Raw genomic sequence first — 22,944 nt, 5'->3', positions numbered from 1 at the left:
CGCACCGGCTTTTGACAATGGGATTGGGAACAGTCGGTCAAGTATCCCTTCCGCACCGAAACAAGAGTGTGCCGCACACCCGGCAGGCAGTCGCAGGCCGTGCCTGAGAGCGAAACGAACGTACGAGTTTACGGCTTGCACACCGGGGCGGCCACTTGCGCGTGCCGTTCTCAGCCCTGCAGGACCAAACATTACGGCCGTGCAAGAAACTCTGCTATAGCTTCCGCGACATCAGGAGCGAACTCCTCATGCAGAGAGAGCTTGCCTCGCGGCAGGCAGACGCTTTGCATGCCCTCCACGTCTGCCAAGTGCTTCCATCTCGGCACGGGATCGTGGAGGCGTTTGATCGCCATAAACCGTCAGCATCGGGATCGCCGCTTGCCGCGCCAGTGCCAAAAACCGCTCGCTTGTTTCGGCCGGATCGAGGCACCGGTCACAAACCGGATCGACGCATATCGGGCGCCGGGAGTTCGGGTGACCGTCAGTTTTTCGCGCAGCCGTTCGCCGCTTAGCCACGCCGGGTCGGCGTAAACGTGTCCAGCAGCCATGAAGCGAACGACGACCCGATTGACATTCAGTCTGTACAGCACAGGTCCGACCACCGGCAGATCGACGGCCCGACAAAGTCGATCGAAGAACGGCCGACGTCCATTCATCATGGTCGGCAAGGGCCCGCGCCAAGTCGGCGCTAACAGAACGAGTCGCCCCAACGACCCGGGGCGAGCACGAGCGTGAGCGAGTGCGTAAGTTGCCGCGTGCCCCGCGGCAATGATGGCATGCGGAGAAGCAGCCACGTTCTCGAGAAGATATTCCAGGAATGCCGCATAGGCCGCGGGTGTCCAATCCATCGTGGGGCGCGGCTGGTCTCCGAAGCCCGGCCAATCGACGGACACAGTGCGAACTTAGACGCTCCTGCAGCGGCCACATTTCGCGGCGCGTCGAGATCGAGCTCAATGCAGGCAGCAGAAGCACTGTCGGCCCCTGACCGCTGGTGTCGAAGCCGAGTTCGACCGCCTTGCCGCGCCACGTCCAGCTAAGCTTTGCAGAATGCATGTAAAGTCTCGGCTCCCGATGCGGGAGGCGCATCGTTGTGGTCGTATTAGGGCTACTCCCTTTGCGAATTCCGTCAACTGCCCTGCGTGTGCCGCAGTGCGGAGCGCCCCCAAATTAGTCCGTGGATACGCGGCCAGTTGGCCGGAGAAAGACAAAAGTGCCACCGCACGCCTTGTCGTAAGCCTCTCTAGGACGAAAGCTGATAGTTTCCGAGAGGAGTTCATGCGTTGCCCGCGCCTTTGCCTTCCGCTAGTCGGCTTGACGGCAATATGGGCGGATTGGTGGGTCTGTGATGGGCTTCGAATTGAAGGCAGATAATCGAGGTTGCACGTCGATGTTGTTGACGCACCCGACACGATTCGAACGTGTGACCTTTTCCTTTGGAGGGCAACGCCAGCCGCTCAGGCGACCGCCTGAAACAGCAATTTGAGATGGTTGCAGGTCCGGGATTGAACCTATTCGCCAACCATTTAGTCGTGAGGGATAGCGCACGAACGGCGGCCTTCGCCGGACTATCGAAACGCGGCTTCTTGAGTTAGGCTGCACGCCGATAGCAGGGCTTCTGAGATAGTGGGTTTCGCGATGTAGCGGACCCCCACTACCAAGCGTACGATTTTCTACGCCGACCTACGAATTTGTGCGATGTCCTGCGCGCGATGGTAGCGCCCGAGCGGCTCTGCCATCGTTTCGGCCACCTTGCCGCGACCCAGGAGCACTAGCCTTCCTCGGCGACTTCCTGCGCAACGGACTCAAGGCTCGGATAGTCGAGATATCCGGCATCCGAACCGCCATAGATTCCGAACGGCTTTGGCGAATTGTAGGGGCCGCCAGCTCGAATGCGCGCCGGGAGGTCCGGATTGGCGAGAAAGAGACGACCGAACGCGACTGCATCCGCCTCGCCGGAATTGACGATGTCGGCGGCGCGCTCGGGGGTGATGCCCGCGTTAACGATGAGAGGCCCGCGATAGTGTTCGCGAAATATCGGCAGCATCCTCTCGTAGTCAGGCGCTCCGGTCCATGCATTGGTATCGGCCAGATGCAGATACGCGAGCCCGGCGGTCTGCAGCCAATGTGCGAGCCGTCCATAGGTGAATGCGGGGTTTGGATCTCGCGTGCTGTTGTAGTCGGCGAAGGGCGATAGCCTCAGGCCTATGCGCGATCGCGGCATGACATCGCAAATCTCCGCAACGATTTCGAGCAGCAATCTCGAGCGGCCTTCGACGCTTCTACCATACTCATCGGTACGCTGATTGATGGTCGGCGAGAGAAACTGGTGTATCAGATAGCCGTTGGCACCGTGAATTTCCACGCCATCAAAGCCTGCGCGAACGGCGTTGGCGGCCGCCAGCTTGAATTCCTCCACGGCTACTCGGATTTCCCCAAGGGTCATCGCGCGCGACGTCGTCGCGGAGACGCGCACGTAGGCACCGTTGGCGAGAAGGGCCCATACCTGCAGCCGGTCCAGATCGTCATTCACGCCCGATGGCGAGAGCGGTTGCTTGTCGTACAAAAGACCACGGGCACTGGCGCGCCCACCGTGCCAGAGCTGGGCGACGATGCGGCCGCCTTTATCGTGGACGCGATCGACGATCGCTCTCCATCCCTCGGTCTGCGCGTCGCTCCACAGGCCAGACGTTCGATCAAACGCGTTTGACATCGGTCCAACGTTGATGCCCTCGCTTATGATCAGACCGGCGTCCGCGCGCGCTGCGTAGTATTCGGAAGCGGAAGGATTGATGACGCGGCGTTCGTCGGCGCGCGAGCGCGTCATCGGCGCCATGACGATCCTGTTTGTGAGATCGAGATCACCCAAGCTTGTCGGATGAAAGAGACCCGCCATGTTTCTCGCCCTCCAGGAAATCGCTGCGTCGATACTGCGCTGGCGAGATCAGCTTCCGTCGGATGCCCGAAAGTTGTCCCGGCGAGCAGCATCGCGCGCCACAGCCTCCAGAGAAGCATCTTTGGCGTCGTCCGGCTTGCACATCCTCCATCTGATTTGAACGATTTTGCACGTTACGCGACAGGTGCCGGCGAGAGACCGAATTCGGTAATGTCTCGTCCCGCAGACCACATTGCGCGCAGTGCATACGCAGTCTTCAAGCCGTCCGTGCTAACTATCGTCACTGGCCCTTTACGCAGTCTATCCACCCACGCGACATCTTTCGGTCAAGGGTTCGGCCCTTCATCGATTCTCTCGTCGATCGGTTCGGGCGCGACGTCGCTACCTGAAGCCCGAATGGATTTCACATGAATAAGAAGATTCCAGATCCCTCGCCCCGATGCTATCCGCCCTCGGTTTCCTTCGTCCGCCGGGCGGGCCCTATCGAGATAACCGCCAAGGTCAATGACACATTCCCAGAGATCGAGCACTGGTTGCTGGAAGATGCGTCCGCGGAACGGGAGATGATCGAGCTGCTGGTCAGGTTGATTGCAAGGATGAAGGCGGCCGGCTCCTCCATTGACCGTCTGACGTTGCACATCGGTACGCTTCACCCGCAACTCGTCGGATTTGCCTGGGTATGGAATGCGGATGACGGTTTTTGCGATGAGGTGCGCGTCGCGGATGCGGCAATTGTCTCCGATGCCTACATGCTCAATCCATTGCAGCGGATTGTCGCGACCGGCGATACGATTCGAAGAGCGCCCCAGACGCCTTCAGCGCAGGCGGAGTTTCCGATCATGCGCGAACTGGCGGCCGCCGGCATGACAGACTACGTCGCGATCCCGTTGTCCGGCCTCGACACGCGCAACGTGATCACCATCGCTACCACGGCGGTGGAGGGCTTTTCCGACGCGGAAATCGGTTGTCTGAACGCACTTTTCAAGCTGTTCGCACTGCATGTGCAGCGACATAGCGAACTCAGGATCTCCGAGAATACGTTAGGCGCCTATCTCGGCTCGGGCGCCGCGGCGAAGGTCCTCGAAGGCGCCATCAAGCGTGGAGCAGGCGATTCCATACGGGCCGTCATCTGGGTCTCCGATCTCAGAAACTTTACGACGATGTCGGACACATTGGCCCCGGCGGACATGCTCGTCCTGCTCAACGCATATTTCGAAACGATGGCGAGCGCCGTCGCCGCCCATGGTGGCGAAGTCCTCAAGTTCATCGGGGACGGCATGCTCGCCGTGTTTCCGGTGACATCGGGCATCGAACATGCGTCGCACTCGGCGGTGCTGGCCGCCAAGGACGCCATGGCACGTCTGGCCATCCTCAACGAAAAGGCGGCCGGGTATTCGTCACTTGAGATCCGTCCCGAACTCCGGGCAGGCATCGTCTTGCACGAAGGCGAAGTCTTCTTCGGTAACGTCGGAGCGCCCGATCGGCTCGATTTCACCGTAATCGGCGCGGCCGTCAACGAAGCCTGTCGGGTGGAAGCGCTCACGAAGACGATTGGCCGGGAACTGCTCATGACGGAAGCAGTCGCACGACATCTTTCCCAGGATGTCGAACATCTCGGCGAACACCAGTTGCGAGGCGTGTCCGCTCTCGTGTCTGTGTACGGACTGTCCCGGTGATCTCGTCGATTGGTCCGGATCGTGCGCCAGTCCGGCCAGCCGCCGTTCCAGGACATGAAGGCAATTCGTGCGACGAGGCAAAAGCGCAGCCGCTTAAGGCAGTTTGAATCCGCCCTCAGAGGTCAGGAAATCGCGCAGTATCTTGGCGGTCGCCGCCCACAGTTCCTGTTGGGCATCGGGGTCTCCGCCCGGCGCAACCGGCACGATCGGGTTCGTCTGGCGGACCGTATAGTACCCTCCAGTGGTGTTGGCGACGGCAGGATCCGTGGCGAGCTTGTAGATGAGAGACGCTCCGCGTTCGGGGGATCCGATGCGAAGCGCTGTCAGCGCTCGCGCCAGGATGCCCGAAAACGGCAGATCCCGCCCGAGCCCGGTGACATTGAAGCCGGGATCAAGGCAGTTCACAGCCACGCCCTTACCAGACAGCCGTCGCGCGAGCTGGCAGGAGAACATGATGTCCATCAATTTGGTGCGGCCGTAGACTTCCGATGATCCCATCGCGGAGAAGCTGCTGGTGTCGAGCAGGTCGATCTCGGGACGAATGCCTTTCGCGCGGCGCGATGCTTCCGAGGCGACCGTGACGATCCTGGACGGAGCCGATGCCACGATCCGGTCGCACAACAACGCGGTCAACAGCCATGGCGCGAAGTAGTTGACGGAAACCATTTCCGGAAGGCCGTCACGGGTGATGCGCTGCTGGAAGGCGTGAATACCTGCGTTGTTGATGAGACAATCGATTTTCGGATAGTGGTCGAGAAGGGTGCCGGCGGCGCGTCCCACCGATGCGAGATCCGTGAAGTCGGCCTCGATGAAGTCGATTTGCGCCAGCGATCCCGATTTCGAGATTTCGGCGCGCGTTTCCGCCGCCTTCGCTGCGCTCCGAGCGATCAGGACGAGCGTTCCTCCCTCTCGGCACAGTTTGCCGGCTGCGACCCTGCCGATTCCGTTGGTCGCACCGGTGATGATGATCGTCGGGAAAACCGTCATTGCCAAAGCTAAAAGTCCCTTACTTCATGTGCTCTTTGAGGCTCGCCTTGACCCGTGGTCGGAAGACGACTTGCGCACCTTCATTGAACCTCGGGGGGCGCGCGCATCGTGCACCCAAGCTGATCGAGCTAATCGGTGCTCCTTTCGCGCGACCAGCGATTGCCGAGCGCGAGGCCGTATTCGTAGAGGGCGTTGCCATATTCCAGTTGCAACTGCTCCGTGGACTGGAGAGCGACGTCGACGTTCGAGCGTGCCGACTTCAATGCGCGTGCGAGAACCGAGGCCTCGTAGGCCGCCTTGGCGGTTCCCCCCGCGGTGTGTGGCCGCACGACGAAAGCTGCATCGCCGGTCAGCAGGACACGACCGAACTGGGTTTTCGGTACCGTCACGTCGAGAATGGTCTGAAGGAAAGGGTCCGGCGTTTCCGAGACCAATGCGGCCATCTTCGGATGGATTTCGCGCGAGGCGCGGGCCCGAAGATCGGCTATGGTCCTCTCCGGCGTCGTGCCGCGCGGAAGCGAAGACCGATGCCGGCCGCCATTCTTGTCGGTAAGCGCATTCGTCAGGTCGGCAAGACCGACGTGCGTATACCACACCCAGTTCAGCCGCCGCGATCCTTTCTCGACGGCGCCGTCGCTTCCCGGAATGAAATACGCCAACATGTGCCCGCCGCTGCGGGCTTCGGAGAACGTGAAGAGATCATCGAAGAAGGGCAGAAGATCAGGAGGCACGTTGCCTTCGTCCAGCGTCCCCCTCCAGGCAACGTAGCCGGCATACCTCGCACCGATATCGGGCAGCATCTTGCGCCGGATTGCGGAGCCAGAACCGTCGGCGGCCACGAACAGATCGCTTTCCACCGTGGAGCCGTCACCAAGTGTTGCCGAGACCTTGGAGCCCGTCTGCGACACAGTTACGACCTCAGAGCCCGCCCGATAACATTCATCCGGAATGGTGGCCCGAAGTGCCGCGTGGATAGCTTCCCAGGAGGTGAATTCCTGCGGCATCTGCTGCAGAACGCCGTCTCCGCCCTCGGGATCGAGATAGCGCCGACCGCGGCAGGTCGTGAAGGGGAGAGGGCCTGCGCCGTTCTCGTTGAGCAGCTGAATTAGCTCGTTTTGAACGACGATCCCCGCTCCCCGGGCGATCATTGGACCCGGCATCCGTTCGTGAACGCTTACGGTCGCGCCGAGCTTGCGAAGTGTAATCGCATTGCAAAGTCCGGCCACCGATCCGCCAGCGATCGTAACCGTGAAGTTATGCTCGGCATGCCAACTCATTCGCTTCTCCTAAATCTCGCAGTTTCGACAGCCGACTGACGGGCTCGCGTGCAGGTCGGCTCCGCGACCCTCTAGACCATGGCCCGATCGCTCGGAGACGGTGACCCGCAAGAGAGCCTCCGACCACCGCGATGCGCATGCCTGGCAACCTCCAAATGGCCGTTCTCAAAATCCAGGAGCGCACGTCATCGATGCGATCCCTTCTCGCCGGTTTGAGGCAAAATCGTCGGTAACTGCAGGAGCAGGCCTGCCGCCGCTAGCAGTGCCCCGTAAGCGCAAACGCCGGGCCATGACAGGTGCGTGTAGGTCCAACTTGCGCCAAAGGATCCGAGCGATCCGCCGATGAACATTGCGGTCATGAATACGGTGTTCAGCCTGCTTCGCGCCTCCGGGCGGAGGGCGAAAATCAGGTGTTGATTTGAAACGAGGGCTGCATTCACTCCAACATCGAGCAGCACCACGCCCACGACCAGTCCCGCGACGCCGTTCCAGCCGACGAAAACCAGCCAGGACGACAGCGAGATGGCGGCCGCGACCGCAATCACGAGATGCGGTCCGCGCTTGTCCGCCACGCGACCCGCGATGGGCGCCGCGAACATTCCCGACGCACCGATGACGCCGAACAGGCCGGCAATCTCAGGACCTAACCGAAACGCCGGCTCCTGCAGATGGAGAGACAACACGGTCCAGAAAGCGATGAAGGAGGCGAACAGCATCGCCTGTGTTGCGGCGGCCAGTCGAAGCGCCGGCTCCTCGACGAGCAGGTGAACGAGCGAACGCAGCGCGACAGTGTATCCGATGCTTTGCGTCGCGCGGTGGCGCGGCAGAATCAAACGGACCAGCACGGCGGCGCCGAGTGCCAGGGGGACGCCGAGCCAAAACATCTCGCGCCATCCGAAGTGCGATCCGACGAAACCGGCGATCGTGCGGCTGAGCAGAATGCCGCCCAGGATTCCGCTCACAACCGTGCCGACCGCGGCGCCGCGTGTCCGGTCATCGGCGAGCGTCGCAGCGAACGGGACGATCTGCTGGGCCACGGTGGCCGCCACGCCCAGCATCAGCGATGCTGCGATCAACGCCAACGTGGTTGGCGCAACGGCAGCGAAAGCGAGCGCGGCCGCCAATACGAGGAATTGCACAGCGATGATGCGACGCCGTTCCACGAGATCGCCCAATGGGACCAATCCGAGGAGACCGACCGCGTAGCCGAATTGTGTCGCTGTAGGGATCAGGCCGATCGCCGACGAGTTCGGGTAGTCGGCTTCGATCAGGCCCAGCAGAGGCTGATTATAGTAGATATTTGCGACCGCGATACCTGCAAAAACCGCCATGGCAAATGTACGTGCGCGTGTGAGTCCCGTGCCTGATTGGTCCGTCGTGAGAGTCGACGTTGACATGGCTGCAATCCTCGTTCGCCGGCGTCGCCTCGGTTCGGCGCGTCCGGGACTTGACCTCTGACAGGGTCCGTAGTTAATTATCAAATGATAAATAGCAAGGGGTGATCAGAATGGCTCTCATGCGCAGCGGCGGACGTCGCGGCCGCGCTTCTTTCGAACTGCAACGGTCAGCTGTCTTGGCAGCACACCAATTAGTTAGTTGAGACTGAGACCCTACGCCCCAGCCCTGCGCGCGTATTGGACTTCCTGCGCGTGCTTTGGATGGTCTTCTGATTTCGACGCAGCGGGCAGCAATGCAACGCATTGCGGCAACGGCGCCATCGATCGCGCGATCGTTCAAGTGCCGCATGAAATTGAAAAGATGGCGCCTGCGGCCGCCTGATATGCCGTATTCATTCAGAAGGGGAAGGCGATGAAGCTCAGGTTCGTTCTGCTCGCATTGCTTGCCATCGGGGCGATCGGCGGGACCGCGGCACTTCTCTATGCCTGGGAAGCACCGATTCCTCCGGTCGATTCTCGATCAGCCAGAACTCCGGATCCTGCCGAGGCGCGCCGTGGCGCGAGCCTTGCGCTGCTCGGAGATTGCGCCACCTGCCACACCGCGCCGGGCGGAGTGCCATACGCGGGAGGGCTTGCGATGCCAACGCCCTTCGGAACCATCTATTCCACCAATATCACGCCTGACCCGGATACGGGGATCGGGCGATGGTCGGAGCAGGCGTTCGTTCGCGCCCTGCGAGCCGGCGTGGACCGTGAAGGCCGTCACCTTTACCCGGCGTTTCCATACGATCATTTCACGCACGTGTCGGATGATGATGCGAAGGCGTTGTATGCCTTCTTCATGTCGATTGATCCGGTCAGGGCGTCGGCGCCGCCGAACGAGCTTCCGTTTCCTCTCGATGTTCGCCTGACGCTGGCCGGCTGGAAATTGCTCTTTCTGCATCGGGCACGCTTCGTCGCCGATCCCTCGAAGGATCAGAAATGGAATAGGGGAAAATATCTGGTCGACGGGCTCGGGCACTGCGGCGCCTGTCATTCCCCTCGAAATCTGCTCGGGGCGGAAGAGACATCTGCCAGCTTCGAGGGAGGCGAAGCCGAGGGGTGGCGCGCCTATGCGCTCGGTCGAAGCTCGCAATCGCCCGTTCCATGGGACGAGGCGGCCCTGACGGAATATCTCGCGCGTGGTTCGCACCCTCAGCACGGAACGGCCCAGGGACCCATGGCGAACGTGGTCGACAATCTGTCCCTGGTCGATCCTGCCGACGTAAGCGCCATGGCCTATTATCTTGCGTCGCTCGGAAAGAGTGAAGGGCGGAGCGACGTGAAAGTGCCGGCTCCTTCGGGGCCCGGGCGACTGCCGCAGGCCGCCGGCGCGCAAGCGGCGACGCCAACGCTTCCGTCGGACCCGGGCGGCGCGATCTACGCCGCCATGTGCGCGTCGTGCCACGAAGGCGACAGACCCGTGCCCTTCGGCGGCTTGAGATTCGGCTTCTCCACCGCCGTTGCGGATGAGACGCCGGCCAACCTGGTCAATCTGGTGATGCGGGGGATACCGGCATCCAGCAGCGGCTCTGCGCGGCCCATCATGCCCGGCTTCGGCGAAGTCCTTGACGACCGGCAGATCTCGGATCTCGCCAACTATTTGCGGACCCAGGCTGCCGGAAAACAGCGGTGGAATGGAGTAGCCAAGGCGATCGCGGAAGCAAGAGGCAGTCGGTAAGTCGCGCTACCCGCAAAGAGCAGAAAGTTTGGTGAAGCATATGACAACCCTGACCGTTAACGGCGAGAGCCGGTCCATCAAGGCGAGCCCGGACACGCCGTTGCTTTACGTCCTGAGGGATGAACTTGGGCTCAACGCGGCAAAATACGGTTGTGGCCTCGGTCAATGCGGAGCTTGTACCGTCATCGTCGACGGTAAGGCGGTCTTCTCCTGTGTAACGCCCATCATGGTGTTGGAAGGACGAAAGATCACCACGCTCGAGGGGCTGGGGAGTGTGGATGCCCCAGGTCCGATGCAGCGCGCTTTCATCGCGGAACAAGCCGCTCAATGCGGCTACTGCATTCCCGGCATGATGATGCGCGCGCAAGCGCTGTTGGAACGCGATCCGCACGCCACCGACGCGACGATCAGGACCGAACTCCAGCCTCATCTCTGTCGATGTGGAACGCACATGCGGATCCTGCGTGCGATCAGCCGTGCTGCGGAGGAAATGAAGTCGAAGGCGGCCGACGCGAGGACCGAACGATGAAGCGTGTCTCAAGGCGGGGCGTACTGGCGGGCGCCGGCGCGCTGATCGTCGCCTTCCAATTCTCCAGGACGTACGCGCAAACCGAAACCGGAACGGGCGGAGGACCTTCGAAGCTCGGTCTTCCGGGAAGCCTCGACGACACGCCGGAAATCGATTCCTGGATCCGCGTTGACGCGTCGGGTGCCGTTACGATTCTCACTGGAAAGGCCGAGCTTGGCCAGGGCCTCAAGACCGCACTCCTCCAGGTCGCGGCCGAGGAGCTCAAGGTGCCGTTCGATCGGTCGTCGCTGGTTACGGCAGACACCGCGCGGACGCCGAATGAAGGCTATACGGCTGCAAGCCACTCGATGCAGGACTCCGGCACGGCAATTCGGCATGCGGCGGCGCAGGCGCGCGAGATACTCATCGGTGAGGCCGCCTGGAGGCTCGGCGTGCCAGCAGCATCGCTGCAGGCCCGCAACGGCGAGGTAGTCGGCCCCAACGGCGTGCGGCTGCGCTATGGCGAATTGGTTCGTGACCAACTGCTGTCAGTTCAGGCCAAGCCGACCTCGCGCTTGACCGCGCCGGCGGACTTCACCGTGATGACTCAACCGGTGCCGCGGATCGATATTCCGGCCAAGGTGACGGGTGGCACCGCCTACGTTCAGGATCTGCACCCCGAGGAGATGCTACATGGTCGTGTTGTCCGCCCTCCGAGCTACGAGGCCACGTTGCGAGACTGTGATATCGCTCGGGTCGAGCGGATAAGCGGGATCGTCAAGGTCGTGCGAGACGGGAACTTCCTCGGCGTGCTCGCAGATCGGGAGTGGACCGCTGTTCAAGGAATGCGGATTCTCGCGGCCACCACGACGTGGATCGAACGGCAAGTCCTGCCTGACAGCGCGGACTTGCCAGCCGCTTTGATGAAGCTGCCTTCGCACGACACGACGATTCACGATACGGGAACTCCGGGCCAGCCGGGAATCTCGGTCGAGGGCACCTTCAGCAGGCCTTATCTCACGCACGGTTCGATCGGGCCGTCCTGCGCGCTTGCCCTGTTTCAGGACGGCGAGCTCACGGTTTGGACTCATACCCAGGGCGTGTTCTTTCTCCGCGATGCGATCGCCGGGATGCTGCGGATGCCTGTTGAGAAAGTCCGGTGCATCCACGCAGAAGGCGCCGGCTGTTACGGCCACAACGGAGCCGATGACGCGGCGGCCGATGCAGCGATGCTCGCCATGGCAATGCCCGGTCGGCCGGTCAGGGTCCAGCTGATGCGTGAGCAAGAGAATGCGTGGGATCCGTTCGGACCCGGCATGGTGGTCAAGCTCCGGGCGGCGGTTGGAGCGGATGGGACGATTGCCGATTGGCATCATGAGGTCTGGAGTCAATCGCACATGATGCGACCCGGTCCTCCCGGCACGCTGACAGCTGCGCGACTGAAATCCGACCCTTTTCCGTCTCCACCGCCCGTTGCCCTCGCACAGCCTGAGGGCGGCGGCGATCGAAACGCGATCCCGCTTTATGCTCTGCCGAACGCCAGGGTGATCAGCCACTTCCTGCCGGACATGCCGTTGCGGGGTTCTTCGATGCGCTCATTGGGAGGCTATCTAAACGTCCTCTCGATCGAAAGCGTCATGGACGAACTGGCGATTCGCTCGAGCCAGGATCCGGTCAGCTTTCGGCTCCGGCACACCGAAGACCCTCGTGCTCGCGAAGTGATCGAAACGGCCGCGTCCCGTTTCGGCTGGGCTATGCGGGTGAAGTCCTCCGACGGCACTGGCTTCGGGTTCGGCTTTGCGCGCTACAAGAATCTCGAAGCCTGGTGCGCGGTGGCCGTCGAGATCGAGGTGCAGCGCCAAACCGGAGTTGTTCGGGTTGTTCGCGTTGTGGCGGCTGTGGACACGGGGCAGATCGTGAATCCGGATGGCATCCGCAATCAGATCGAAGGCGGCATTTTGCAGTCGCTAAGCTGGACGCTGTTCGAGCAAGTCACATTCGATCGTACCCGCGTCACATCCGTGGACTGGTCAGCGTATCCGATCATGCGGTTTGACAGCGTTCCGGGCTCGGTCGAAGTCCATCTGATAGATCGGCCTGGCGACGCCTTCTATGGCGTCGCTGAGGCCGCGCAGGCGCCGACTGGAGCCGCGGCTGCCAACGCGATCAGGGACGCAGTCGGTGTTCGGTTGCACGATCTTCCGTTCAGGTCGGCTCGCATCAGGAAAGCGATAGGGGCCTGATTGGAACGGAACATTCTCTCGATGTCGCTTGAGACGGCGGACTCCATTCATGCAGGCGTCGCGAAGGACGTCGATCCTGGCTCCCATACGCGCAGCATGTCGAATTGGGCTCGCCGACAGCCGATCTTCCATGCCTTGACCGCGGTCATCATTGTCGCGGTTGCATGGATTGTGGCTGTGCATTGGGAGCGATGGACCGGCGCATACCGCTATCAGCGGACAGATGATGCCTATATGGCCGGCGACGTAACGCCGCTTGCCACCAAGGTGTCCGGATATATCAAGAGCGTTGCGGTCAACGACTATCAGAAAGTGCGTCGCGGCGACCTCATCGTTGAGATTGATCCTTCGGACTATCAGGCCCAACTCGACCTCGCCGAGGCGAATCTGGCGGCGGCGCAAGCCGCGCAAGCCCAGATCGGATCTCGGCGCACAATTCAAATGACCCTGATTCAACAGGCCGAGGCCACGGTCCATGCGGGCCAGGCCGAGCTTGCCCGGGCATCGGCCGAAGACAAGCGTCAGCGTAATTTGTTGCAGACACAAATTGCCGGCACGGAGCAGCACGTCGAGCAAGCGGATGCAGACGCGCTCAAGGCAGAGGCGACTGTACTGCTGAACCTTGCCCAGCTCGCGCAGCAGAAGGCCGCGTTGGCGCAGCTCGATATCGAGGAGAAGCAGCTTGCCGCTCAGACGAGCGCTGCCGAGGCCCAGGTCGATCTTGCGCGCAACAATCTTGGTTACACCCGCATCACATCGCCCGCGGACGGAATGGTCGCGGCCAGGCAGGTGCGCCCCGGCCAGTTCGTCGGCGTGGGCAGTCAGGTCATTACCATGGTTCCGCTCAACAATCTGTGGGTCGTTGCCAACATGAAGGAGACGCAGATGACCAGGGTGCGTGCGGGGAACGCCTCACGCGTTACCGTCGATGCTTTCCCTTCTCTGGTGTTGACCGGGCGTGTGGAGAGCTGGTCGCCCGGTACGGGCTCGATCTTCGCGTTGCTGCCGCCCGACAACGCGACAGGCAACTTTACCAAGGTCGTGCAACGCGTTCCTGTCAAAATAACTCTCGATCCAAATCCGGCTCTTGGCGCGCTGGTTCGGCCCGGCATGTCTGTCGTCGCGACAATCGACACCGATCAGGAAACGGCAACGGCCGTTTCAAATAATCAAGCGCGGACACCGTGACAGCCGCTGCCTCATTGAGCGCCACCCCGGCGGCCGGCCGCGGCGATACCTTCAAGCCATATGTCGGGCTTTTCGGCGTGATGCTGGGCTCCATGGCATCCACCCTCAGCACCCGGGTTGCCGTGTTCGGACTTGCCGATCTTCGTGGTGCTCTTGGGGCCGGCTTCGACGAAGGCGCCTGGATCACGACGGCGATTGGAATCGGCCAGTTGATCGGCGGGATATCATGCCCCTATCTGGCAAGCGTGATCGGTCCACGTCGCATGCTTCTGGCCGGCATCGCGGTGTTCTTCACCGCGAGCCTGCTGGCGCCGTTCTCGCCGAACCTGCCGGCGTATCTCGTCGCGCAGGCTTTGGGGAGCCTTGGGGCCGGCACCTTCATTCCGCTGACGATCATCTTCATCATCCGTCACGTGCCCAGCCGTCTGAAGATCTATGGCCTTGCGATCTATGCGATGAATGCGGAGTTCTCGCAAAATGTCGCTGCGTCGCTGGAGGGCTTTTATACGGACCATTGGTCGTGGCAATGGATCAATTGGCAATACTGCCTGGTGTTGCCCATCATGTTCGCATGTATTCGCTACGGCACGCCCGAAGACGATCCAGCCGAAGGCGCGAAGTTTGAGAATCTGGATTGGCCTGCGCTCCTGTACGGCTGGCTTGGGTTTGGCCTGCTGTATGCCGGGATTGACCAGGGCAATCGGCTCGATTGGATGGGTAGCGGTCTTGTAGCCGGATTGCTCCTGGGAGGATGTCTTGGCGTGGCTGCGTTCGTGGCCCGCGAGCTTACGGCGCTTCGTCCGGCCATCGATATTCGAATTCTCGCTCGCGGCTACCTGTTGTTGTTCTTCATAATTCTGGCCGGCTTCCGTTTCATCATTCTATCGACGGGTTACATCATCCCTAGCTATCTGCAGCTCATTCAGAATTATCGCGGTCTTCAGATTGGAGCCGTTCTCATCTGGATCGCGCTGCCTCAGCTTTTGCTCGTCCTGCCGCTCGCGAGACTTCTCCAGCAACTCGATCCGCGGTGGACGCTGGGTCTGGGAGCCGCGCTGATCGGGATCGCGTGCCTCTTCGCTACCGGGTTGACGGATCAATGGGCAACCCACGACTTTCTGGCGTCACAGGCAATCCAGGGCGTAGGGCAATCATTGGCACTCACAAGTCTGGTCGTGCTGATCGCGCGATCGATCACGCCTACGGAAGCGGTTGCTATCGGCACGTTCATGCAGACGAGCCGAATGCTTGGCGGAGAGATCGGCTCCGGCTTCATGCAGACATTCGTACGCGTGCGCGAGCAGGTCCATTCCAACCTGCTTGGCTTGCATGTGCAGCCGCAAGATGACCTCACAGTCGATCGGTTGCTGGTCTATGGCCGCGCATTCGGTTCACGCGTATCGGATGCCTCGGACGGCGCTGCGCAGGCCGTGAAGCTGCTGGCCAATGCGGTCGCAAGACAGGCTTCCGTGCTTGGCTATATCGATGGATTCCTGGCTGCCGCCGCAGTGGCGGCGGTATGTTGGATCCTCGCCGCATTCGTTCCGCGAACGACCGGGAACTAGAGGCATTCGAGGTCCTTGTCAGAATTGCCGGCCGATGCTGCTCGTGCTCCGATCGGAGATGTCGCTGGCGCCGCCACACGCCATGTGTCCAATATTCGACGATGGAACACAAGAATTTGGCGGTGCCTTGATGAAGGCTGCGCAAGCGCGACGCCATTAGGGCGTCGACATTCGCGACCCCGTAGCGCTTCATCAAACGAGACCGACATGGACGTAACGCCGCTGCTGCTGTCACGAATACAGTTCGCATTCACGATCTCCGTGCATATCATCTTTCCCGCATTCACGATCGGCCTCGCTGCGTGGCTGACCTTTCTGGAGGCTTGCGGTCTGATCACCGGCCGCAAGATCTACCGCCGGCTCTCCGACTTCTGGCTGAAGATATTCGGCGTGGCGTTCGGCCTCGGTGTCGTCTCGGGCATCGTGATGGCCTTCCAATTCGGAACGAACTGGAGCGAACTCTCGCGCCGCACCGGACCTATCCAGGGTCCCTTGCTCGGCTACGAGAGCTTCACTGCTTTTGCACTCGAGGCGGCTTTCTTCGGCGTTTTGATGTTTGGCCGGGACCGCGTTCCGAGATGGCTCTACTTCGTTGCGTGTCTGATGGTCGCGCTGGGGACGAGCCTCTCGTCGTTCTGGATCATGGTCAACAACACCTGGATGCAGTGGCCGACCGGCTACGAGATCAGTCCGGGTGGCGTGTTTTCTCCCACTGACTGGTCGGCCATCATCTTCAACAAGGTGGTCTGGGTGAGGTTTCCCCACATGATGCTGGCCGCCTTTGTGACCTCGGCGTTCTGCGTCGCGGCGACCGGCGCTTGGTACATGCTGCAGGAACGGAGCGTGCAGGAGGGCAGGGCCATGCTTACGATGGCGTTACGGCTCGCGGCCATCCTGGTGCCGGCCCAGTTGTTCTTCGGTCATCTGACCGGCGACTATGTGCACGACAAGCAACCTGCGAAGTTCGCTGCGATCGAGGGCCGATGGAACGACCAGCAACCCGCGCGGGAGATCATCCTTGCCTGGCCGGACGAAAGCACCGAATCGAACCACTTCGAACTGGCAATCCCGTATCTGGGAAGCCTTATCGGTTCGATGAGCCTGACTTCCAAGGAGATCGGCCTCAAGAGTTTCGCCAGGGATGCCCGTCCTCCAGTACTGATCCCGTTCTTCGCCTTTCGCATCATGGTGGGCTGCGGCCTCCTCATGCTTGCGGTCGCATGGCTGGGGTCGTGGCTCAGCATCGGTGAGCGGATCGTAAAGGCAAGGCTGTTCCTGTGGGGCACCTTCCTTTCGTTTCCGCTCGGCTTCATTGCCACGCTCACCGGGTGGTTCACCGCCGAGGTCGGGCGACAGCCGTGGGCCGTTTACAATCAGTTGCGTACGTCCGAGGCGGCAACACCGTTTCTGACGAATTCGCAGGTGGCAACCAGCCTCATCATGTTCGCCGCGATTTACACGCTGATCTTCTGCTTCGGCACCTATTACATCTACCGGCAGCTCAAGGTCGGGCCCACACCGGCGCCCATGCTCGCTCCGGGCAGCACCAATCCGAAACGGCCGCTCTCTCTGGCGGGCGCCAGTCCGGGCGTGCTGCAGAGGTCGAGAGCGGGAGAGTGACGATGGTCGAGTTCTGGGCGGGCGCCCTGTCAATTTCCATTCTGCTCTACGTCCTGCTCGACGGGTTCGATCTGGGGATCGGCTTGCTGTTTCCGTTTGCGGCGGGGGAATCCGGCCGGCGGCAGATGTTGGCGGCGATCTCACCGGTATGGGACGGCAACGAAACCTGGCTGGTGATCGCGGGAGCGATTCTGTTCGGAGCGTTTCCGATCGTCTATGCCACTTTGCTGTCCGCGTTCTATCTGCCCTTGTTTCTCATGCTGGGCGGTTTGATCCTGCGCGGCGTCGCGTTCGAGTTTCGTTACAAGACCGTGCGATTTCGCTGGGTGTGGGATGCCGGATTTGTCGTCGGTTCTTATCTGGCGACATTCGTGCAGGGAACCACCGTGGGGGCACTCGTGAGAGGCCTTCCGATCGTGAACGGCGTCTACGTCGGGGGCTCCTTTGGCTGGGCATCGCCGTTTGCGTTCCTCTGTGGCCTGGGACTGTGCGTGGGATATGCGCTCATCGGAGCGTGCTGGATTGTCGCAAAGTGCGCCGGCGACGTCCGTATGTTCGCACAGAGATCGTTGCCCTCGCTCATGGTCGCGCTGGTCAGCTTCCTGATCGCCGCGTTCGTCTACGCGCTCGTCATCGAGCTTCCCGTGCTGCATCGCTGGATCGAGCGCCCTGTTCTGTTGGCGTTTCCGGTCATCGGTGCGGCGGCGTTCGGCATGCTCGCCGTTGCCTTGAGGAGAGGCCATGATGGCCTGCCGTTCATCTGTGGCGCGACGATATTCGCGGCCGCGTTCGCCACCCTGGCGGTCTCCTTTCTCCCGTATATCGTGCCTTTCTCGATTACGATCCGGGAGGCCGCGGCTCCCGATGCCTCGCTTCGGTTTCTCTTCTGGGGAGCGGGACTGTTTGTGCTCCCGATTACGCTGATCTACACAGGGGTCGTGTACTTCCTCTTTCGCGGCAAGGCCCGAGGCGGCGAGTATTCATGAGCGGGCTGCCGACCGGCAAGGTCGTCCATCTTTTCGTCCTGACGGCTCTAGGCCGTTGCCTTCGCAGGTAGAATGGAGCGAAGGCCACTGAGGAACGTCGCCACCTTTGCATCAATAATCGAATTGACGTCGGTTTCGAGAGGCATCGAGTAGATGAATTGACGCACGCCGAGATAGAAGATTGCCGCGTGAAGTCCCCAGACCATCTCGATCTCGAGCACGGTAATCGGGAGTTCCTCGGTCGAAGGGCGTCCGTATTCGATCCTGATCTCCTCGATGACCTTCTCGAACGCGCGCTCGCGCAACATTTTCAGATAGCGGGCGTTCAATCCGAGGTTCTTCAGTCCTGCGAACATAAACAGGCGGATCCACTCGTAGGTGAGAATGGCCTCGGCGTATTCGCGATAGAAATGGATCAGTCTTGCCTTCAAAGGGACCGAGCGATCGGTGATGATCTTCTCCCAGGATGGCTTCCAGCGGCCGACAAAAACATCCTGATAGACCCGCTCGATGAGGGCTTCCTTGCTTGGGAAGTAGCGATAGAGCAGGGGCTGGGTAATGTGCAGCCGCTTCGCGAGCTCGCGGGTCTGCCCCTCGAACCCGTACTCGGCGAAGAACGAGACGGCTTCTCGCGCAATAATGGCTTCCCGCTCGGACGGGTCCAGCCTCTGCTGTTCTCGGATCGGCGTTCGGAGACGCGGTCTGCTCGGCTGCTTCACACTTGATTCGTCGGTTTGGGTGCACGGGACTTCATACACCGATTTGCTGGCCCAGCCGACCGAGCGTGAGGTCATCACGTTTTGTTTATCATGTGATAAATAGCTGTTGACTCGTGTCAATGACGTCACGATAATTGATCAAACGATAAACAGCGGCACTCGCAACGCTGCGCCACCGACGACGGGAGGGAGGCTGGATATGAGTGAGCATCGCTGGACGCGGAAGGCACGGCCTAAAGCCCTCGTGGTTGGAGGGTCCATGGCCGGACTGTTCGCTGCACTGCTGCTGCGGCGGGAAGGCTGGGATGTCGATGTGTACGAACGTATCGGCGCCGAGCTGGCAGGCCGTGGCGCCGGGATCGTCACCCATCGCGAGTTGTTCGACGTGCTGGGCAGGGCCGGCATCGATACCGAAGCCGCCGCCGTCGGAGTGGTTGTCCCGGGGCGGCGCGTGCTGGACCGAAGCGGCCATATCGCGGGCGAGCTCGGGTTGCGCCAGGTTCTTACGTCGTGGGGGTACCTCTACGGACTTCTGAAGGCCGCGCTACCGGCGGAACATTATCATCACGGGAAGAACCTCGTGCGGATCACAGAGCGTGGCGATCGCGTGGTCGCGCGCTTCGCCGACGGTTTGGAGGTCTCGGCGGATCTGCTGATCGGCGCGGATGGCCTGTTTTCCTGCGTCAGGGCGCAGCTTGCCGCCGACGTCCGTCCTGCGTACGCCGGCTACGTCGCATGGCGGGGCCTCGTCAATGAGCGGGACCTGTCGCCTCGGACTCGCGCAGAATTATGCGATTGGTTCGCCTTCAGCCTGCCGCCCGGTGAGCAGATGCTCGGCTATCCCGTCGCCGGAGCCAGCGAGGAGATGAGCGTCGGCGACCGCCGCTTCAACTTTGTTTGGTACCGCCCCGCCGATGCTGATCTTGGGTTGGCGGATCTCCTGACAGACGTCGACGGGATCAGGCATGAATTGTCCATTCCGCCGACCAGGATTCGATCCGACGTGATCACCGCAATGCGGCGGGACGCGGAGAGATTGCTTGCGCCGCAATTTGCCGAGGTCGTTCGCCTGACCTCGCAGCCGTTCATACAGGCCATTCTGGATCTCGAGACGCCGCGTATGGCGCTCGGATCCCGAACGGTGATCCTCGGCGATGCAGCGTTTGTTGCCAGACCCCACGTCGGAATGGGAGTGACCAAGGCCGCGGCCGACGCGGCGGCTCTGGTCGATGCATTGCGAGCTCATCCAGCCGACCTGCCCGCGGCGTTCGCGCATTTCGAGTCCACCCGGCTTCCCTTCGGTGCCGCCGTGGTCCGTCGGGCCCGCCATCTCGGCGCGTACATGCAGGCGCAGATCGCCACTTCCGAGGAACGGGCAATGGCTGAGCTGCATCGCAGCCCCGAGGCAGTGATGGCGGAAACTGCCGTAGCGACGGGCATTGCCGCCTAATCAGATTTCAAAGAGGGAGGACTGCAAACCATGGACCTGCAAGCCATTCAGGATCATCCAACATTCAGACAGCTCGCGAGTGAGCGCACACGCCTCGGCGTCAGCATGTCGATCGTCATGGCCGCCGCGTATTTCGCCTACATCCTGACCATCGCGTTCTGGCCCCGGCTGCTGGGGCACCCGCTCTGGGACGGTACCGTGATTACCTGGGGCGTCTTGATCGGCGTCGGTCTGATCGCGCTCGGCTTCCTTCTTACGGCCGTCTATGTCCGGCGCGCCAACTCCCGTTTTGACAGCCTCAGCCAGCTTCTTCTGGAGGACCTCCGATGATGTCGTGCTCGGCTCGTGGAGTCCTGTTCGCAACCGCCTTTGCCCTGCTGTCCGATCCAGCGGCGGCCGACGCGCTGACGTCTGCAGTCGGCACGCGGCAATCGCTGAATGCGACGGCGATCGCCATGTTTCTCGGTTTCGTCGCGGTCAGTCTTGCCATCACATGGTGGGCGGCGAGACGGGGCACGAGCACAGCCAAGGACTTCTATGCCGCCGGTGGCGGCCTCAAGGGGGTCCAGAACGGACTCGCCATCGCCGGCGATTACACGTCGGCTGCGACATTCCTGGGTGTCACCGCGCTTGTCTACACTTCGGGTTACGACGGCATGATCTATGCGATCGGCTTTCTTGTCGGTTTCCCGATGATCCTGTTTCTGATTGCCGAGCCGCTGCGCAATCTCGGCCGCTACACCTTCGCCGACGTGGCGGCGTATCGGCTCTCCGAGGTCCCGGTCAGGGCGATCGCGGGCGTGAACACGCTCGTGATTGTGATCTTCTATCTGATCGCCCAGTTGGTGGGCGCCGGCAAGCTGATCCAGCTCCTGTTCGGGCTTCCCTACATCTACGCTGTCGGCATCGTCGGCATGCTGATGATGATCTATGTGACGGTCGGAGGCATGCTCGCGACGACCTGGGTGCAGATCATCAAAGCCATACTGCTGATGTCGGGCTCGGTCCTGATGTCGATCCTGATTCTCGGGCGCTTCGGCTTCAGCCTGGAGGTTCTCTTCCGGGAGGCGGTCACCTTGCACCCGAAGGCTGCTGCGATCATGGCACCCGGCGGACTTGTCAAGGATCCGGTGTCGGCGATCTCCCTCGGATTGGCCCTGATCTTCGGCACGGCCGGCTTGCCGCACATCCTCATGCGCTTTTTCACTGTCAGCGATGCCCGTCAGGCGCGCACGTCGGTGCTGGTTGCGACGGGGTTCATCTCCATCTTCTATAGCCTGTTGTTCGTGCTCGGCTTCGGTGCCATCGCGATCATTTCGGCCAATCCGCAGTTTCGGGATGCGTCGGGTGGGCTCATTGGGGGCGTCAACATGGTGGCTCTGCATCTGGCCGATGCCGTCGGCGGATCGCTGCTACTCGGGTTCATCTCAGCGGTGGCATTCGCGACGATCCTCGCTGTCGTGTCGGGGCTGACACTCGCGGGAGCTTCGGCGGCAAGCCACGATCTCTATGCCCGCGTGATCCGCAAGGGCCGTGCGAGCGAGCAGGAAGAAGTACTTGTCTCGAAGGCTGCCGCGGTCGCAATCAGCCTGCTTTCGATGGGCTTGAGCCTGGTGTTCGAAAACCAGAATATCGCGTTCATGGTCGGACTGGTCTTCGCGATCGCTGCGAGCGCGAACTTCCCGGTGATCCTTCTGTCGATCGTTTGGCCTGATCTCACGACACGAGGCGCCGTAAGCGGATCGCTCGCCGGCCTCGTGGCTTCGGTGGGACTGGTCGCCCTCGGCCCAGGCGTATGGACCGCGACGTTGAAGCTCGGGCCGGCGCCATTCCCCTACGACAATCCGGCGCTGGTCTCGGTTCCTCTTGCCTTCGCCGTATCGTGGGCGGTGTCGGTGCTGGACCGCAGTGCGGCGGCAACTTCTGTCCGCGCATCGTTCGGCGCGCAGCACGTTCGTGGCCAGACCGGGCTCGGCGTCAAGTAACGCAGCATGGATCACTCATCGCAAGGAGGCACTACAGTGAGCACTGGTGTGACCGAAGAGGTTAGGGCTGACTGGCCCGATGCTATTCGCAAAGAGCTCGAAGCCAATCAGTTCAATGGGCGCGTCGGCACGCGGCTCTTGTCCGAAACCGACCGCGTGCGTGTCTGGGAAATCCGGCTTGCTCCGGGCCAGCGCATCGGATTCCATCGTCATGTGCTAGACTACTTTTGGACCGCAGTGACGCCGGGGCGGGCGCAGTCGCACGCGGAGGACGGAACGATCGTCGAAGCCGTCTACTCGGCCGGCGAGACGCGTCACTTCGCTTATGGAAAGGGCGCATACAAAATCCACGATCTTGAAAACGTCGGCGACGCTGACTTGTGGTTCACCACGGTTGAGTTCCTCGACAGCGCCAATGCGCCCTTGGAACTTGGCTTGTGAACGCCTTGGCAAAGCCTCTTTCGAACGGGGCGACTTTCGATCGATGCATGAACTGCAGCCGGGTTTGACCTGGCTCCATAAGACTCAAAGCCATCACGATTCGAAGTCGTCGTTGGATTGCGCACAAATGCGGCTCCTGGCGGACTATCAAAGCTCCGCCAGGCCAGTTACGCTGCTCGCCAATTAAGAAAACAGGACTTCCGAAATAGTGGGTTTTGCGATGTAGCGCTCCCCCGCTACCAAGCGTGACCCACTATCCCCAAAAGTGGGTTTTGGGCTGTAGCGGTCT

At 61.5% G+C, this 22,944-nt stretch carries 18 protein-coding genes, 1 tRNA gene and 1 pseudogene; 13 read left to right on the top strand and 7 right to left on the bottom strand.

Going from position 1 to position 22,944, the window contains the following annotated elements; all coding sequences use genetic code 11:
- Window positions 1-359: 359 nt before the first annotated feature.
- The 3 genes from ACP2YP_RS29410 to ACP2YP_RS29400 all read right to left on the bottom strand — a co-directional run bounded on the left by ACP2YP_RS29410 (window position 360) and on the right by ACP2YP_RS29400 (window position 2,893).
- Window positions 360-848, bottom strand: a complete 489-nt coding sequence (locus tag ACP2YP_RS29410; protein ID WP_426419730.1) for a hypothetical protein — start codon at window positions 846-848, stop codon at window positions 360-362.
- Window positions 849-1,397: 549 nt separating this feature from the next.
- A tRNA-Trp gene (locus ACP2YP_RS29405) sits at window positions 1,398-1,466 on the bottom strand.
- Between the two features lie 302 nt (window positions 1,467-1,768).
- Window positions 1,769-2,893, bottom strand: a complete 1,125-nt coding sequence (locus ACP2YP_RS29400; RefSeq protein WP_426419729.1) for an alkene reductase — start codon at window positions 2,891-2,893, stop codon at window positions 1,769-1,771.
- A 283-nt stretch (window positions 2,894-3,176) separates the two neighbouring features.
- Here ACP2YP_RS29400 and ACP2YP_RS29395 point away from each other — a divergent pair.
- Both ACP2YP_RS29395 and ACP2YP_RS29390 read left to right on the top strand, forming a co-directional pair.
- Window positions 3,177-3,282: pseudogene (locus tag ACP2YP_RS29395) on the top strand (LysR family transcriptional regulator); the annotation flags it as partial.
- 18 nt (window positions 3,283-3,300) lie between these two features.
- A complete protein-coding gene (locus ACP2YP_RS29390; protein ID WP_426419728.1) occupies window positions 3,301-4,569 on the top strand; it encodes an adenylate/guanylate cyclase domain-containing protein in 1,269 nt (422 codons plus the stop codon).
- A gap of 93 nt (window positions 4,570-4,662) precedes the next feature.
- Here ACP2YP_RS29390 and ACP2YP_RS29385 read toward each other — a convergent pair whose 3' ends face one another.
- The 3 genes from ACP2YP_RS29385 to ACP2YP_RS29375 form a co-directional block, all read right to left on the bottom strand.
- On the bottom strand, window positions 4,663-5,556 hold the full coding sequence (locus tag ACP2YP_RS29385) for an SDR family NAD(P)-dependent oxidoreductase (RefSeq protein ID WP_426419727.1): 894 nt from the start codon (window positions 5,554-5,556) through the stop codon (window positions 4,663-4,665).
- 128 nt (window positions 5,557-5,684) lie between these two features.
- Window positions 5,685-6,833, bottom strand: a complete 1,149-nt coding sequence (locus tag ACP2YP_RS29380) for a hypothetical protein (protein ID WP_426419726.1) — start codon at window positions 6,831-6,833, stop codon at window positions 5,685-5,687.
- 185 nt (window positions 6,834-7,018) lie between these two features.
- Window positions 7,019-8,164 carry an MFS transporter gene (locus ACP2YP_RS29375; RefSeq protein WP_426419725.1) on the bottom strand — a complete coding sequence of 382 codons (1,146 nt, stop codon included), beginning with the start codon at window positions 8,162-8,164 and terminating at the stop codon, window positions 7,019-7,021.
- A gap of 478 nt (window positions 8,165-8,642) precedes the next feature.
- On the opposite strand from ACP2YP_RS29375, the gene ACP2YP_RS29370 reads away from it, so the two are divergent.
- The 7 genes from ACP2YP_RS29370 (at window position 8,643) to cydB (ending at window position 18,060) form a co-directional block, all read left to right on the top strand.
- Window positions 8,643-9,950, top strand: a complete 1,308-nt coding sequence (locus ACP2YP_RS29370) for a c-type cytochrome (RefSeq protein WP_426419724.1) — start codon at window positions 8,643-8,645, stop codon at window positions 9,948-9,950.
- Window positions 9,951-9,990: 40 nt separating this feature from the next.
- Window positions 9,991-10,479, top strand: a complete 489-nt coding sequence (locus ACP2YP_RS29365) for a (2Fe-2S)-binding protein (protein ID WP_426426306.1) — start codon at window positions 9,991-9,993, stop codon at window positions 10,477-10,479.
- Window positions 10,476-12,701 (top strand): molybdopterin cofactor-binding domain-containing protein, encoded by a 2,226-nt coding sequence (locus ACP2YP_RS29360; protein WP_426426305.1) that lies wholly within the window; start codon window positions 10,476-10,478, stop codon window positions 12,699-12,701. Before ACP2YP_RS29365 ends, ACP2YP_RS29360 begins: the two co-directional genes overlap by 4 nt.
- On the top strand, window positions 12,702-13,889 hold the full coding sequence (locus ACP2YP_RS29355) for an HlyD family secretion protein (RefSeq protein ID WP_426419723.1): 1,188 nt from the start codon (window positions 12,702-12,704) through the stop codon (window positions 13,887-13,889).
- A complete protein-coding gene (locus ACP2YP_RS29350; protein ID WP_426419722.1) occupies window positions 13,886-15,454 on the top strand; it encodes an MFS transporter in 1,569 nt (522 codons plus the stop codon). Before ACP2YP_RS29355 ends, ACP2YP_RS29350 begins: the two co-directional genes overlap by 4 nt.
- A 207-nt stretch (window positions 15,455-15,661) precedes the next feature.
- Entirely contained in the window at window positions 15,662-17,074 is a 1,413-nt protein-coding gene (locus ACP2YP_RS29345; RefSeq protein WP_426426304.1) for a cytochrome ubiquinol oxidase subunit I, read from the top strand.
- Window positions 17,075-17,076: 2 nt separating this feature from the next.
- The gene (gene cydB / locus ACP2YP_RS29340) at window positions 17,077-18,060 is read left to right on the top strand and encodes a cytochrome d ubiquinol oxidase subunit II (RefSeq protein ID WP_426419721.1); all 984 of its coding nucleotides are present in this window, start codon (window positions 17,077-17,079) and stop codon (window positions 18,058-18,060) included.
- 47 nt (window positions 18,061-18,107) lie between these two features.
- Here the strand turns inward: cydB and ACP2YP_RS29335 are convergent, their stop codons facing one another.
- On the bottom strand, window positions 18,108-18,779 hold the full coding sequence (locus tag ACP2YP_RS29335; protein ID WP_426426302.1) for a TetR/AcrR family transcriptional regulator: 672 nt from the start codon (window positions 18,777-18,779) through the stop codon (window positions 18,108-18,110).
- Window positions 18,780-19,038: 259 nt separating this feature from the next.
- Between ACP2YP_RS29335 and ACP2YP_RS29330 the strand changes: the two genes are divergently transcribed.
- From ACP2YP_RS29330 to ACP2YP_RS29315, 4 genes are read left to right on the top strand one after another with little or no spacing between them, the layout of a single operon-like run.
- A complete protein-coding gene (locus ACP2YP_RS29330) occupies window positions 19,039-20,229 on the top strand; it encodes an FAD binding domain-containing protein (protein ID WP_426419720.1) in 1,191 nt (396 codons plus the stop codon).
- A gap of 30 nt (window positions 20,230-20,259) precedes the next feature.
- Window positions 20,260-20,559 (top strand): DUF485 domain-containing protein, encoded by a 300-nt coding sequence (locus ACP2YP_RS29325; protein ID WP_426419719.1) that lies wholly within the window; start codon window positions 20,260-20,262, stop codon window positions 20,557-20,559.
- The gene (gene actP, locus ACP2YP_RS29320) at window positions 20,559-22,214 is read left to right on the top strand and encodes a cation/acetate symporter ActP (protein WP_426426301.1); all 1,656 of its coding nucleotides are present in this window, start codon (window positions 20,559-20,561) and stop codon (window positions 22,212-22,214) included. The genes ACP2YP_RS29325 and actP overlap by 1 nt, the downstream gene beginning before the upstream one ends.
- Window positions 22,215-22,250: 36 nt before the next feature.
- Window positions 22,251-22,655 (top strand): hypothetical protein, encoded by a 405-nt coding sequence (locus ACP2YP_RS29315; RefSeq protein WP_426419718.1) that lies wholly within the window; start codon window positions 22,251-22,253, stop codon window positions 22,653-22,655.
- The last annotated feature ends 289 nt before the right edge of the window (window positions 22,656-22,944 follow it).

The sequence above is a fragment of the Bradyrhizobium genosp. A genome (genome assembly GCF_049949275.1).
GTDB lineage: Bacteria > Pseudomonadota > Alphaproteobacteria > Rhizobiales > Xanthobacteraceae > Bradyrhizobium.
This window is presented reverse-complemented; position numbering and strand designations above follow the sequence as displayed.

What these genes read in the sequence shown, in the direction of transcription:
- ACP2YP_RS29410 (WP_426419730.1), bottom strand. Translation starts at nt 848, where the DNA reads ATGGATTGGACACCCGCGGCCTATGCGGCATTCCTGGAATATCTTCTC.
- ACP2YP_RS29400 (WP_426419729.1), bottom strand. Translation starts at nt 2,893, where the DNA reads ATGGCGGGTCTCTTTCATCCGACAAGCTTGGGTGATCTCGATCTCACA.
- ACP2YP_RS29390 (WP_426419728.1), top strand. Translation starts at nt 3,301, where the DNA reads ATGAATAAGAAGATTCCAGATCCCTCGCCCCGATGCTATCCGCCCTCG.
- ACP2YP_RS29385 (WP_426419727.1), bottom strand. Translation starts at nt 5,556, where the DNA reads ATGACGGTTTTCCCGACGATCATCATCACCGGTGCGACCAACGGAATC.
- ACP2YP_RS29380 (WP_426419726.1), bottom strand. Translation starts at nt 6,833, where the DNA reads ATGAGTTGGCATGCCGAGCATAACTTCACGGTTACGATCGCTGGCGGA.
- ACP2YP_RS29375 (WP_426419725.1), bottom strand. Translation starts at nt 8,164, where the DNA reads ATGGCGGTTTTTGCAGGTATCGCGGTCGCAAATATCTACTATAATCAG.
- ACP2YP_RS29370 (WP_426419724.1), top strand. Translation starts at nt 8,643, where the DNA reads ATGAAGCTCAGGTTCGTTCTGCTCGCATTGCTTGCCATCGGGGCGATC.
- ACP2YP_RS29365 (WP_426426306.1), top strand. Translation starts at nt 9,991, where the DNA reads ATGACAACCCTGACCGTTAACGGCGAGAGCCGGTCCATCAAGGCGAGC.
- ACP2YP_RS29360 (WP_426426305.1), top strand. Translation starts at nt 10,476, where the DNA reads ATGAAGCGTGTCTCAAGGCGGGGCGTACTGGCGGGCGCCGGCGCGCTG.
- ACP2YP_RS29345 (WP_426426304.1), top strand. Translation starts at nt 15,662, where the DNA reads ATGGACGTAACGCCGCTGCTGCTGTCACGAATACAGTTCGCATTCACG.
- cydB (WP_426419721.1), top strand. Translation starts at nt 17,077, where the DNA reads ATGGTCGAGTTCTGGGCGGGCGCCCTGTCAATTTCCATTCTGCTCTAC.
- ACP2YP_RS29330 (WP_426419720.1), top strand. Translation starts at nt 19,039, where the DNA reads ATGGCCGGACTGTTCGCTGCACTGCTGCTGCGGCGGGAAGGCTGGGAT.
- ACP2YP_RS29325 (WP_426419719.1), top strand. Translation starts at nt 20,260, where the DNA reads ATGGACCTGCAAGCCATTCAGGATCATCCAACATTCAGACAGCTCGCG.
- actP (WP_426426301.1), top strand. Translation starts at nt 20,559, where the DNA reads ATGTCGTGCTCGGCTCGTGGAGTCCTGTTCGCAACCGCCTTTGCCCTG.